Origin of the sequence: Inquilinus sp. (assembly GCF_039594555.1) — a bacterium.
GTDB lineage: Bacteria > Pseudomonadota > Alphaproteobacteria > DSM-16000 > Inquilinaceae > Inquilinus.
In genome coordinates this window covers 1-12,411 of sequence record NZ_JBCNNF010000016.1, presented here as the reverse complement: position 1 = coordinate 12,411, position 12,411 = coordinate 1, and the positions used below count along the sequence as shown (strand labels likewise).

Sequence of the window (12,411 nt, the reverse complement as noted above, 5' to 3'; positions counted from 1 at the left end):
GCGGCCCCCATCACGCGAAAGAGGCCTGGTCGAAATAGAGCTGCGAGATGGCGGTGTAGCGGACGCCGCTGAGCGCGGCGCTGGTCACCTTCAGCGAGTCGGAGAAGTAGGAGATGATCACCGGCGTCTCCTCCAGCAGGAAGGCTTGCAGCTTGCCGGCGGCGGCGCGCTGGGCCGGCAGGTCGATGGCCGAGGTGTAGTCGGCCAGCAGCCGGTCGTAGTCCGGGTTCTTGAAATGCGCGGCGTTCCAGCTGCCGGTGCTGCGCAGCGAGGCGTTGAGCACCGCGTTCGGCGTGCCGCGATGGCCGTAATCGGTGATGCCGAGCACGGAATCGAGCCAGTCGGACTGGCCGTACACGGCCTTGCCGTAATAGGTGGCCTGGTCCTCGATCTTCAGGTCGATGGCGATGCCGATCTGCCGCGCCGCGTTCTGGATCAGCACGGCATAATCCGGGATCTCGTCGTATTTCTCGGTGGTCAGGGTGACGGCGAAGCCGTCCGGCACGCCGGCCTCGGCCAGCAGCGCCTTGGCCTTGGCGATGTCCTGCTTGCGCTGCGGCACCGCCGGGTCGGTCGACGGGAACAGGGGCGAGAACGGGCTGTCATTGCCGACCACGCCGTCGCCCTGCAGCAGCCCCTTCACCAGCCCCTCGCGGTTCAGGGTCAGGGCCAGCGCCTGGCGGATGCGCTTGTCCTGGAACGGCCCCTGGTCGGTGCGCAGATGCACCTGGGTGTGGGCGCTCGACCCGATCCGCAGGATGCGGAAGGCCGGGTCGTTCAGCAGCGCCTGCCCGCCCTGGGGCGAATAGTTGATGACATCGACCTGGCCGGCCTGGATCGCCAGAACCTGGGACGGCTCGTCGGCGAAGAAGGTGAACTCCACCCGGTCGGGCAGGGGCTGCGGGCCCCAATAATCCGGGTTGCGGACGAAGCTGGCGCCGACCTTGGGCGTGTAATGCTCCAGTTTGAACGGCCCGGTGGCGTTGAAATTCGCCTCGAAGCCGCCGGCGTAGTCGGCCGGCAGGATCACCGCATTGTAGGTGTCGGACGAGATCAGGTACGGGAAGTTGCCGTTCGGCGCGTCCAGCCGGAACTCGACCGTATAGTCGTCGACCTGCCGGGTGCCGCCCTTCGACAGGATGCCGGCCAGGATCGACAAAGCGTGGGAGCCGGTGGCCGGGTCGGTCAGCCGCTCGAAGGTGGCGACCACGTCGCGGGCGCTCAGGGTCCGGCCGTCATGGAATTTCACGCCGCGGCGGATCGCGACGGTCCAGACCTTGGCGCCGGCGTCGCTCTTCCAGCTCTCGGCCAGGCCCGGGCGCAAGGTCAGGTCCGGGTCGTCGACGATCAGGTATTCGCCGACCTGGGCCAGCAGGCCGATGCTCGGCGGGTCGGCGATGGTGACGGGGTCGATCGCCCCGGTCGGCGTCAGCAGCCCGACGCGGACGGTGCCGCCCGGCTTGCCGGCTGGCGTCTGTGCCCGTGCGCCCGGCGCCGCCAGCCCGGCTCCGGCCAGGCCGAGCAGCGCGGCGTAGCGCATCAGGTTGCGGCGGCCGATGGCGCCGGCGGCGAATTCATCGACCGCCGCGTTCCACAGCGCGTCGGTCGGGAGGGCGCCGGAGCGGCGGCGCAAGACGTCGAGATTCCGGCGACGCGTGATCATGATCGGTCTCGTTTCTCAGAAGGGCGGGGAGGGATCGGGCGGGATCAGGCGACCGGCTCGCCGTCGCGGGTGATGCTGTCGACCGCGTCGGGGTAGAAGGAGATCAGCCCGGCGATGCGCACCGCCTCGGGGATCGGGGCCTGATAGTCCCAGGCGATGTCCTGGTGGCGCTGGCCGTTGATCTCGGCCGACCAGTAGGTGGCGACGCCCTTGTAGGGACAGCGCGTGGTCTTCTCCGACCGGTGCAGCAGGTCCAGCCGGACATCCTCGGGCGGCAGGTAGTAGCGCGTCGGCAGATGTGTCTCGAACAGCAGGACAGGCCGCCGGCTGCTGGCGATCAGCTCACCATCCAGCCGCACCTCGACCAGGCTCGACCCCTGCAGGATGTCGATCCGGGCATAGGGATCGCGGGCGTGGACGAAGACCTCCTCATCCTCCTCGAACCAGGCATCGACCGCGTTCCAGCGGAAGGCCACATGGCCCTGCAGCGCGGCCAGGTCGGCCGGCTCCGGCGCTTCGAAGCCCCAGGCGGCGCCGGCCGCGGTGCGGTCGCCGACGGAGATGTCCCAATGGCGGGCGACGCCGCCCTGCTCGTGCCGCTCGCGATGGTCGGACGGGCGCAGCGCCTCGGTCAGCACATCGGCGAGGGGGAAATAATAGACCGGCAGGAAATGGTTGCCCCGCAGCACCAGCACGCGGCGGCTGTCGGCGATGGTGGTGCCGTTGAACACGGCACGCACCCGCTTCGGGCTGGCCAGCAGGTTGACCAGCGGCGGCGTCGACGGCTCGCGCGGGACCAGGCGCGGGCGCTGGATCGGGACGACGGACATGGCGGGGTTCCCCGAAGGATCAGGAGGCGGCGCGATGGGCGTCGCGGGCGGCGGCGAAGCGGTTGGCGGGGCGTGGCAGGCCCAGCCGGTCGCGCAGCGTGCCCGGCTCGTATTCCTGCCGGACCAGGCCGCGGCGCTGCAGCTCCGGCACCACGTCGCGGGTGAAGGCGATCCAGTCGTCCGGCAGCAGCGGGAACATCAGGTTGTAGCCGTCGACGGCGCCGGAGACGAACCACGCCTCCAGCTGGTCGGCGACCTCCTTGGCCGTCCCTGCCACCGTGGGCACCGAGCCGCTGTTCGACAGCTTGCGGGCGATCTGGCGGATCGTGGCGTTGCCGCGGGCCAGGTCACGCACCCGGTTCAGAGCCGTGCGCCCGCCGTTGAAGGTGCTCTCGTCCGGCAGGTCCGGCAGCGGCCCGTCCGGCGGATAGGCGGACAGGTCGATGCCGGCCCAGCTCGACAGCAGGTCGATCCCGACCTTGTCGAGCATCAGCGTCTCCAGGAACTCCTGCCGCTCCTTCGCCTCCGCGGCCGACGCGGCGACCACGGGCAGGATGCCGGGCAGGATCTTGAAGCTGTCCGGCGCGCGGCCGTACCGGGCCAGGCGCGCGTTGATGTCGGCGCGGTAGCGCAGGCCTTCCTCATTGCTGCGGATGATGGCGAAATGGACGTCGGCGTAGCGGGCGGCCAGGTTCTTGCCGTCCTCCGAGGAGCCGGCCTGGACAATCAGCGGATGCCCTTGCGGCGGCCGCGGCACGTTCAGCGGCCCGCGCACCCGGAAATGCGTCCCGGCATGATCGAGGCGGTGGACGCGCTGCGGGTCGGCGTAGAAGCCCGACTCCTTGTCGATCAGCAGGGCCTCGTCCTCCCACGAATCCCAGAGGGCTGTGGCGATATCGAGGTATTCGGCCGCCCGGTCGTAGCGGTGAGCGTGCTCGATGTTGCCGTCGCGGCCGAAATTCTGCGCCTCCTCGTTCATCGCCGAGGTGACGACGTTCCAGGCAGCGCGGCCGCCACTGAGGTGGTCGAGGGACGCGAAGATCCGCGCCAGGTTGTACGGCTCGCTGTAGGAGGATGACGCGGTCGCGATCAGTCCGATATGCCGGGTCACGGCCGACAGCGCGGACAGCAGGGTCAGCGGCTCCAGCCGCGCATTGGCGTAATGGGCGACGCCGCTCTCGACCGAATCCCAGATCGCGACATGGTCGGCGATGAAGAGGGTGTCCAGCTTCGCCCGCTCCGCGGCCTCGGCGAGGCCGCGATAGTAGTCCAGGCCGAACACCTCTCGTTCCGGCGCCCGCGGATGGCGCCACGACATGCGGTGGTCGCCCTGCGGGTTGAAGAAGAATGCACTCAGGATGATGTGCCGGCGCGACATCGCGCACTCCTTGCAGATCGGGGAGCGGTTGGCGGCGCGGATCTTGATTCATCCGCCCTTCTAGTAGTTCATACAAAAAACATATGAATCAAGAGTAAAAAATCTATAAATATACACTATTTTAAATGTGCAATCATATTGCGGAAACGTCGACCGGGGTCTGCCGGATTCAGGAGCCCGTCGGACTCGATGTCCGAATGTCTTCCTGGAGACCCGGCAGGCCGCGCTCGTCGAAGATCCTGCGCGCCTCCTCGACATCGTCGAGATGCTCGAGCATCCAGGCGTAGAGCGCCTTGAACGGGTGCTGCAGCGAACGGCCGAGCGGGGTGATCTCGTACTCGACCGCCACCGGGGAGACGGGGATCACGCGCCGCGACAGTAGCCCGTTGCGCTCGAGCCGCCGCAGGCATTGCGTCAGCGCCTTCTGCGTCACGCCCTCGAGATGGCGCTTGATCGCGTTGAAGCGCATCGGCCCGGGGTCGAGCACCGTGAGCACCATCATCGACCATTTGTCCGCGATCTGATCGAACAGCAGGCGGCTGGGGCAGTCGACCACGAAGCGCTGACGCTCACAGAGCATGGTTTCCTCGACGATACCTAGGCGATTCAAGGTGCGTAATTGACGCTAGGTTTACGATGTATACCTATCCAGCTCCCACGACAATGGAGCTGCTGCGCATGGTCTCCCCGGATACCCTGTTCCGTCCCTTCAGGCTGCGGTCGCTGTCGCTGCCGAACCGGATCGTCATGGCGCCGATGACGCGCTCCTTCGCGCCCGGCGGCGTGCCCGGCCCGGCCAATGCGGCCTACTATCGCCGGCGCGCCGAAGGGGATGTCGGCCTGATCCTGTCCGAAGGGACGGTGATCGACCGCCCGGCCTCGCGAAACGATCCCGGCATTCCCTTCTTCCATGGCGACGCTGCCCTGGAGGGCTGGCAGGGCGTGATCGACGCGGTGCACGACGCCGGCGGCCGGATGGGCCCCCAGCTGTGGCACACCGGCGCGGTCAAGAGCTTCCTCACGGAGTGGACGGCCGATGCCCCGGTCGAGAGCCCGTCCGGCCTCGATGCGCCCGGCGTGGAGCGCGGCGTCGCGATGACCGATGCGGCGATCGCCGACACGATCGCGGCTTTCGCCAAGGCGGCGGCGGAGGCCAAGCGGCTCGGCTTCGACACGGTCGAGCTGCATGGCGCCCATGGCTATCTGATCGACCAGTTCTTCTGGTCGGGCAGCAACCGACGCACGGACCGCTATGGCGGCGCCACCATCGGCGAGCGGTCGCGCTTCGCCGCCGAGGTCATTGCCGCGGTGCGCGCCGCGGTCGGCCCCGACTTCCCGATCATCATCCGGCTCAGCCAATGGAAGCAGCAGGATTTCACCGCCCGCCTGGCGGAGACGCCCGATGAGATGGCCGCCTGGTTGCGGCCGCTGGTCGAGGCCGGCGCGGATGCGCTGCACTGCTCGCAGCGCCGCTTTTGGGAGCCGGAGTTCCCCGAGATCGATGGCGAGCACGGTCTCAATTTCGCCGGATGGGCGAAGAGGCTGACTGGGGCCGCGACGATCAGCGTCGGCTCGGTCGGGCTGTCGGGAGACTTCATGGCCGCGTTCAGCGGCGAGAGTTCGCCCAAGGCGGGCCTGGACCGGCTGGTCGAGCGGATGGAGCGCGACGAGTTCGACCTGATCGCGGTCGGTCGGGCGCTTCTCGGCGATCCGCACTGGGCGGCGAAGGTGCGCACGGGCAACCCGGACGCCCTGCGCGGCTTCGACGCCTCGGCGATGGCCGAGCTCGTCTGAGGGAGTCCGGCGGCGGCGCTGGAGCGCCGCCGCGGTCCCAAGCTGATGCGAGACTGAGAGAAATAGCTTTTATATTTTGTTATATTTATATCGATTGACATATGAAAGTGTATTTAATCAACTAACAACGCGCCGCCACGGATTTGGCCGTGGCTCATCCATTCTGACGCCTGTCCCGGCCATCGTCGCCCTGCCGTGCGGATCGCGCGGCGGCCCCGTTGCTCTCACGCCGAGGAACCCTCCCGTGCCTGCTCTCCCATCGCCGCCTTCCGCCGGCCGCCGGCGCATCGTCACCGCGATCGTCTGGGCCGGCCTGGTCTGCATCGCCGGGCCGGTCCTCGCCGCGGACACGCTGCCGGCCGACGCACCCTTGCCGGCCGACGTTCCGCCCGGGACGACGCTGGTGATCGGTGACCCGACGACGCAGAGGGCGCTGGTGCTGTCCGGCGAGATCGAGAAGATCCCGTTCAGGATCGAATGGGCGAATATCAGCGGCGGGCCGCGCACGATCGAGGCGTTCCGGGCCAATGCGCTCGATGTCGGCTCGGTCGCCGACATCCCGCCGATCCATGCGACCTGGACCGGCCTGCCGGTGAAGATCGTCGCCGCGAAGTTCCGGCAGGATCCGATTAACCATCCGATCTATCAGCTGGGCATTGCGCCGGGCGTCGCTATCCAGAGCCTGGCCGATCTGCGCGGCAAGAAGATCGCCTACAGCCCGGGCCAGGCCCAGGGCGCGCTGGTGCTGCGCGTGCTGCAGAAGGCCGGCCTGTCGAAGGCCGATGTGACGCTGGTCGAGCTGCCCAGCACCGGCGACGTCTATGTCAACGCGCTGTCGAGCGGTCTGGTCGATGCGGCGCCGATCGCCGAGGCCAATCAGCGCCGTTACGTCGCCAACTACGGCAAGGACGGCGCCAGGCTGATCCCGCACGGGCTGCGCGATGACCCGGCCTATCTCTACGTCCTCGGGACGTCCCTGCAGGATCCGGGCAAGGCCGCCGCGATCCGCGAATATGTCAAGGCCTGGGGCCGGGCGACGCAGTGGATCGCGACGCATCCGGAGGAATGGATCGCCGGCTATTACGTCAAGGATCAGGGGCTGGACGCCGAGAGCGGCCGCTATCTGGTGAACTCCGCCGGGCTGCCGGACATTCCGGCGGACTGGACCGCGGTGATCGAGCGGCAGCAGGCGACGATCGACCTGCTGGCGGCCGAGACCGGCAAGCCCAAGCTGAACGCGGCCGATCTGTTCGACCGCCGGTACGAAAGGGCCGCCGCCGACGCGCTGGCGAGCCAGTAGGGGAGGCAGGCCAGTGACTCCGCCCCCCAGCGACTCCGCCCTGGTGCTCGCGCCGGCGCCGGACAGCCGGCTGTTCCGCAGGGAGACCGCCCCGGGGCCGCAGCGATTGGCCCGACCGCGGCGGCTCGGCCCCGGCCGCCCGATCGCCTATGGCTGGACCTTCGGCCCGCTGCTGCTGCTGGCGGTCTGGTCGGCCGGCTCGGCCACCGGGCTGATCGATACCCGCACCCTGGCGGCGCCCTGGATGGTGGTGACCACCGCCATCGACCTGATTGCCGAGGGCCGGCTGCAGGACAACTTGCTGACCTCGCTCGGCCGGTCGGCCCAGGGGCTGTTCTGGGGCGTGCTGGCCGGGCTGGTGCTCGGCCTCCTCGCCGGCCTGACCCGGATCGGCGAATACCTGATCGATGGGCCGGTGCAGATCAAGCGGGCGATCCCGGCGCTGGCGCTGATCCCGCTCTTGATGCTGTGGCTCGGCATCGGCGAGGGCATGAAGATCGCCACCATCGCCCTGATCGTCTTCGCTCCGGTTTACATCCAGACCCATGACGGGCTGCGCAGCATCGACAGCCGCTATGTCGAACTGGCCGAGACGCTGGGCGTCGGCCGGCGGGACTTCCTGCGCCATGTCGCGCTGCCGGCGGCGCTGCCCGGCTTCTTCCTGGGGCTGCGCTTCGCCGTCAACTACTCCTGGCTCGCTTTGGTCGTGGTCGAGCAGGTCAATTCCACCAGCGGCATCGGCTACATGATCGAGCTGGCGCGGACCTACGGCCAGACCGAGATCATCATCCTCGGCCTCGTGGTCTACGCGCTGCTCGGCCTCACCTCCGACGCGCTGGTCCGGCTGCTGCAGAGGAGGGTGCTGGCATGGCGACGCACGCTGGCGGGTTGAGCGGAGGCGGGGCGGCGGTCCAGGTCCGCGGGCTGGTGCGTGGCTTCGGCGCGCGCATGGTGCTCGACGGCATCGACCTCGAGATCCGCAAGGGCGAGTTCGTCGCCCTGCTCGGGCGCAGCGGCTCGGGCAAGAGCACGCTGCTGCGGGCCCTGGCCGGTCTCGACCACGAGGTGACCGGGATCGGGCATCTGGCCGTACCCGACCGGCTGTCGGTGGTGTTCCAGGACGCGCGGCTGCTGCCCTGGAAGCGGGTGCTCGACAACGTGCTGTTCGGCCTCGGCGAGCCGGACCCGCGCGGCCGGGCCGAGGCGGCGCTGGCCGAGGTCGGGCTGGCGGGCCGCGAGCGCGCCTGGCCGAACCAGCTCTCGGGCGGCGAGCAGCAGCGGGTGGCGCTGGCCCGGTCGCTGGTGCGGGACCCGGAGCTGCTGCTGGCGGACGAGCCCTTCGGCGCGCTCGACGCGCTGACCCGGATCCGCATGCACGGCCTGCTGCGCCAGCTCTGCGCCCGCCACCAGCCGGCGGTGCTGCTGGTGACGCATGATGTCGACGAGGCGATCCACCTAGCCGACCGCGTGCTGGTGCTCGACCGCGGCCGCATCTCGGTCGACGTCCCGATCGACCTGCCGGACCGGCATCCGGAGCGCGAGCGGCGGGTCGCCGAGATCCGCGTCGAGGTGCTGCGGGAGCTCGGCGTGCAGGTCGATGACCGCCTGACCGCCTGACGCCGCCGATCCCTTCCATCGACATCACAGGAGGCCGCGATGCCCGGAACCGGCAGGCAGCTGAACCTCAACCTCTTCATCTATCCGGGCGGACATCACGAAGCCGCCTGGCGCTACAAGGACTCGTCGCCCGAGCGCATCCTCGATATCGCCTACTACCAGGCATTGGCGCGCCGGGCCGAGGCCGCCAAGTTCGACGGCATCTTCTTCGCCGACGGGCCGTCCCTGGCCGACACCATCCAATACGCCACCCGCTTCCAGGTCGAGCCGCTGACCTGGCTGTCGGCGATCGCCGCGGCGACGGAGCGGATCGGCCTGATCGCCACCGCATCGACCACCTACTCCGAGCCCTACAACCTGGCGCGGCTGTTCGCCTCGCTCGATCACATCAGCAAGGGCCGGGCGGGCTGGAACATCGTCACCACCGCGGGGGCCCAGGCGGCGCAGAATTTCGGCCTGTCAGAGCATCCCGCCCATTCCGAGCGCTACGACCGGGCCCAGGAATTCGTCGATGTCGTCACCAAGCTGTGGGACAGCTGGGAGGACGATGCCGTGGTCGGCGATGCGGCCTCGGGCCTCTATGCCGATCCGGCCAAGATCCACGCCATCGACCATATCGGCCGGCATCTCCGCGTGCGCGGCCCGCTCAACGTGCCGCGCACGCCGCAGGGCCGGCCGGTCTATGTCCAGGCCGGGTCGTCCGAGGATGGCCGGTCCTTTGCCGCGCGCTACGCCGAGGCGATCTTCACAGCGCACCAGACCCTGGCCAACGCCCAGGCCTTCTATGCCGACATCAAGGCGCGGGCGGCGGCGTTGGGACGGCGGCCGGAGCATCCGAAAATCCTGCCCGGCATCAGCCCTTTCATCGGCGGCACCGAGGCCGAGGCGCTGCGGCTGCAGGAGGAGTTCAACGCCCTGACCCAGCCGGAATACTCGCTGGCCCAGCTGCGCCGGATGATCGGGGTCGACCTCACCGGCCATGACCTCGACGGCCCGTTCCCGCGCGCGCTGGTCGCGACGGAGGGCGAGCGCGCTGTCGCCAGCCGGTTCCAGGTCGTGCTCGACATCGTCGACCGCGAGAAGCCGACCATCCGCCAGCTGCTGCATCGGTTGGCCGGCGCCCGCGGCCACTGGGTCACGGCCGGCACGCCGGAGCAGATCGCGGACCGGATCGAGGCATGGTTCACCGGCGGCGCGGCGGACGGCTTCAACGTGATGCCGCCCTACCTGACCGGCGGCTTCGACGCCTTCGCCGATCATGTGGTGCCGATCCTGCGGCGGCGCGGCCTCTTCCGCGAGGAGTATACCGGCGCCACGCTGCGCGATCATTACGGCCTGCCGCGGCCGGCCAGCCAGTACAGCGACCCGATCCGGGCGACGGCCTGAGCGAGCGTGAGGAACAGCCTGCCATGAGCAACACCGCCATGCCGCTGCGATCCGGCCCGGAGCCCCGGGTCCTTCTGGCCGACCGCTATGGCGACCAGGGTCCGTCCGCGGCGATCGTGAACGACGTCACCGCCCTGATCCTGTCGCACCGGTCGGTCCGGGCCTTCCGGCCGGACGCGGTGCCGGCGGGCACGATCGAGACGCTGGTCGCCGCGGCGCAATCGGCTTCCAGCTCCTCCAACCTCCAGGCGTGGAGCGTCGTCGCGGTGGAGGAGCCGGCGCACAAGGCGCGGCTGGCGGGCTATGCCGGTGGCCAGGACTTCATCCGGCAGGCGCCGCTGTTCCTGGTCTGGCTGGCGGATTTCGCCCGGCTGCGCCTGCTGGCGGCAGGGCAGGGGGCCACCGTCGAGGGCGCCAACTACACCGAGGCGCTGATCCTCGGCATCGTCGACACGGCGCTGGCGGCGCAGAACGCGGTGGTGGCACTGGAATCGCTCGGCCTCGGCGCGGTCTATGTCGGGGCGGTGCGCAACCATCCGGAAGAGATTGCCGCGGCGCTGACGCTGCCCGGCCACATCTTCCCGGTCTTCGGCCTCGCCGTCGGCTGGCCCGACCCGGACCGGCCGGCCGCGGTCAAGCCGCGCCTGCCGCAGGCGGCCGTGCTGCACCGCGAGACCTACGACGCGGCGCCCCAGGCCGGGGCGGCGGCGGCCTATGACCAGACGCTCGACCGCTTCTGGCGCGGCCAGGGGCGCGACACCCCGCCCTGGACCCGGCAGGTCGTCAACCGCCTGCGCGACCGGGCGGCGCTGCATGGCCGCGACCGCATCCGCGAGGCCCTGAACCGGCTCGGCTTCCCGCTGCGCTGACGCGCCGACCCTCCGAAACTGCGAAACGATCCCATGAGCGGCCCATCCGAATTCCTCTGGTACATCCCGAACGACGTCAAGGCGGGCCATCGCGGCGACACCGCCGTCGAGGGCCACAACAGCCTCGAGACCCTGACCAGCCACGCCAGGGCGCTGGAGGATCACGGCTGGAAGGGGGCGCTGATCGGCACCGGCTGGGGCCGGCCCGACACCTTCACCGTCGCCGCCGCCCTCGCGGCACGGACGACGACATTCGAGCCGCTGATCGCGATCCGGCCGGGCTATTGGCGGCCCGCCCATTTCGCCTCCGCCGCGGCCACGCTGGACCAGCTGACCGGCGGCCGGGTGCGGGTGAACATCGTGTCGGGCCAGGACAACCTCGCCGCCTATGGCGACAGCGAGGGCGACCAGGCCCAGCGCTACGCTCGGACCCGCGAGTTCATGCGGCTGGTGCGCCGGCTGTGGACCGAGGAGGCCGTCACCCATGAGGGCGAGCATTTCCGGGTGACTGAATCGACGGTGGTGCCGCGCCTCCCGGCCCGCGGCGACCGCCGGCATCCGAAGCTGTATTTCGGCGGCGCGTCGGAGGCGGCGGAGCGGGTCTCCGCCACAGAGGCCGATGTCCAGCTGTTCTGGGGCGAGCCGCTCGACGGCGTCCGCGAGCGGATCGACCGCCTCAAGGCGCTGAGCCGGCGGCTCGACCGCGACCTGCCGCCGCTGGAGTTCGGGCTGCGGATCACCACCCTGGTTCGCGACACCACGGATCAGGCCTGGGCCGATGCCAGGGCCAAGGTCGCGGAGATGGCCAGGATCAAGGGCGCCGGCTGGCACGACCACCGGCAGTCGGTCGCGGTCGGCCAGCAGCGCCTGTTCGATGCCCATGCGCGCGGCGAGGTGCTGGACGACAACCTCTACACCGCACCCGGCAGATTCGGCGGCGGCGGTGCCGGCACCACCTGGCTGGTCGGCTCTGCGGCGGATGTCGCCCGGTCGCTGCGCAAGTACCGGGACCTCGGCATCACCCATTTCGTGCTCTCGGACACGCCGTACCTGTCAGAGATCCGGCGGCAGGGCGATCAGTTGCTGCCATTGCTGCGGGACTAGGCAGTATACTCCGTGGGATGGGGCTGTTGCGGTCGGCTCCGGCCACTCAGCCATGCGCCTCGAGCCAGTCAAATGTGGCACCCCATATGGGCAACGATCACGAATAACGAAGGATGAGACGCCGCACTGGGGTGGTATGCTCATCGTACCAACGGCCCAGCCATGAATCACGCTTGCTGGCCGGCTCAGGAGGTGCGATCGCGTGCGGGAACCGGCTGAACCCATTGTCCGCAGGAAGCTGTGGCACGAGGTCTTCGATCGCCTCAGGACCATGATCACCCGCGGGGAGCTGGCCCCGGGCGATGCCATGCCGTCGGAGCGGGACCTGATGGATCGCTTTGGCGTCGGCCGCCCGGCGATCCGCGAGGCGATGCAGGCACTGGCCAATATGGGCCTGGTCACGATCAGCCATGGCGAGCGTGCCCGGGTGCGGCAGCTGACCGCGAAGTCGATCTTCCAGCAGGTCGACC

At 69.6% G+C, this 12,411-nt stretch carries 12 protein-coding genes; 8 read left to right on the top strand and 4 right to left on the bottom strand.

The window, feature by feature from the left end; translation table 11 throughout:
• Positions 1–10: 10 nt before the first annotated feature.
• The 4 genes from ABDW35_RS03130 to ABDW35_RS03115 form a co-directional block, all read right to left on the bottom strand.
• Positions 11–1,663 (bottom strand): ABC transporter substrate-binding protein, encoded by a 1,653-nt coding sequence (locus ABDW35_RS03130; RefSeq protein ID WP_343712385.1) that lies wholly within the window; start codon positions 1,661–1,663, stop codon positions 11–13.
• Between the two features lie 44 nt (positions 1,664–1,707).
• Complete coding sequence (locus ABDW35_RS03125; RefSeq protein ID WP_343712384.1) at positions 1,708–2,493, bottom strand: DUF427 domain-containing protein; 786 nt, start codon at positions 2,491–2,493, stop codon at positions 1,708–1,710.
• Between the two features lie 19 nt (positions 2,494–2,512).
• Positions 2,513–3,871, bottom strand: coding sequence for an LLM class flavin-dependent oxidoreductase (locus ABDW35_RS03120; RefSeq protein ID WP_343712383.1), 1,359 nt, complete (start codon positions 3,869–3,871; stop codon positions 2,513–2,515).
• 169 nt (positions 3,872–4,040) lie between these two features.
• The gene (locus ABDW35_RS03115) at positions 4,041–4,451 is read right to left on the bottom strand and encodes a helix-turn-helix domain-containing protein (protein ID WP_343712382.1); all 411 of its coding nucleotides are present in this window, start codon (positions 4,449–4,451) and stop codon (positions 4,041–4,043) included.
• Positions 4,452–4,549: 98 nt separating this feature from the next.
• Between ABDW35_RS03115 and ABDW35_RS03110 the strand changes: the two genes are divergently transcribed.
• The 8 genes from ABDW35_RS03110 to ABDW35_RS03075 form a co-directional block, all read left to right on the top strand.
• Positions 4,550–5,665 carry an NADH:flavin oxidoreductase gene (locus tag ABDW35_RS03110; RefSeq protein WP_343712381.1) on the top strand — a complete coding sequence of 372 codons (1,116 nt, stop codon included), beginning with the start codon at positions 4,550–4,552 and terminating at the stop codon, positions 5,663–5,665.
• Positions 5,666–5,909: 244 nt separating this feature from the next.
• Complete coding sequence (locus ABDW35_RS03105; RefSeq protein WP_343712380.1) at positions 5,910–6,965, top strand: ABC transporter substrate-binding protein; 1,056 nt, start codon at positions 5,910–5,912, stop codon at positions 6,963–6,965.
• Positions 6,966–6,978: 13 nt separating this feature from the next.
• Positions 6,979–7,857: an ABC transporter permease gene (locus ABDW35_RS03100; protein WP_343712379.1), complete on the top strand. Its 879-nt coding sequence runs from the start codon at positions 6,979–6,981 to the stop codon at positions 7,855–7,857.
• Entirely contained in the window at positions 7,833–8,582 is a 750-nt protein-coding gene (locus ABDW35_RS03095; RefSeq protein ID WP_343712378.1) for an ABC transporter ATP-binding protein, read from the top strand. The genes ABDW35_RS03100 and ABDW35_RS03095 overlap by 25 nt, the downstream gene beginning before the upstream one ends.
• 39 nt (positions 8,583–8,621) lie before the next feature.
• Positions 8,622–9,968, top strand: coding sequence for an LLM class flavin-dependent oxidoreductase (locus ABDW35_RS03090; protein WP_343712377.1), 1,347 nt, complete (start codon positions 8,622–8,624; stop codon positions 9,966–9,968).
• Between the two features lie 23 nt (positions 9,969–9,991).
• Complete coding sequence (locus ABDW35_RS03085) at positions 9,992–10,837, top strand: NADPH-dependent oxidoreductase (RefSeq protein WP_343712376.1); 846 nt, start codon at positions 9,992–9,994, stop codon at positions 10,835–10,837.
• 33 nt (positions 10,838–10,870) lie between these two features.
• Complete coding sequence (locus ABDW35_RS03080; protein WP_343712375.1) at positions 10,871–11,941, top strand: LLM class flavin-dependent oxidoreductase; 1,071 nt, start codon at positions 10,871–10,873, stop codon at positions 11,939–11,941.
• A 202-nt stretch (positions 11,942–12,143) separates the two neighbouring features.
• On the top strand, positions 12,144–12,411 hold a 268-nt coding region (locus ABDW35_RS03075), incomplete at its 3' end, for a GntR family transcriptional regulator (RefSeq protein ID WP_343712374.1).

What these genes read in the sequence shown, in the direction of transcription:
- ABDW35_RS03095 (WP_343712378.1), top strand. Translation starts at nt 7,833, where the DNA reads ATGGCGACGCACGCTGGCGGGTTGAGCGGAGGCGGGGCGGCGGTCCAG.
- ABDW35_RS03120 (WP_343712383.1), bottom strand. Translation starts at nt 3,871, where the DNA reads ATGTCGCGCCGGCACATCATCCTGAGTGCATTCTTCTTCAACCCGCAG.
- ABDW35_RS03090 (WP_343712377.1), top strand. Translation starts at nt 8,622, where the DNA reads ATGCCCGGAACCGGCAGGCAGCTGAACCTCAACCTCTTCATCTATCCG.
- ABDW35_RS03080 (WP_343712375.1), top strand. Translation starts at nt 10,871, where the DNA reads ATGAGCGGCCCATCCGAATTCCTCTGGTACATCCCGAACGACGTCAAG.
- ABDW35_RS03115 (WP_343712382.1), bottom strand. Translation starts at nt 4,451, where the DNA reads ATGCTCTGTGAGCGTCAGCGCTTCGTGGTCGACTGCCCCAGCCGCCTG.
- ABDW35_RS03130 (WP_343712385.1), bottom strand. Translation starts at nt 1,663, where the DNA reads ATGATCACGCGTCGCCGGAATCTCGACGTCTTGCGCCGCCGCTCCGGC.
- ABDW35_RS03125 (WP_343712384.1), bottom strand. Translation starts at nt 2,493, where the DNA reads ATGTCCGTCGTCCCGATCCAGCGCCCGCGCCTGGTCCCGCGCGAGCCG.
- ABDW35_RS03085 (WP_343712376.1), top strand. Translation starts at nt 9,992, where the DNA reads ATGAGCAACACCGCCATGCCGCTGCGATCCGGCCCGGAGCCCCGGGTC.
- ABDW35_RS03110 (WP_343712381.1), top strand. Translation starts at nt 4,550, where the DNA reads ATGGTCTCCCCGGATACCCTGTTCCGTCCCTTCAGGCTGCGGTCGCTG.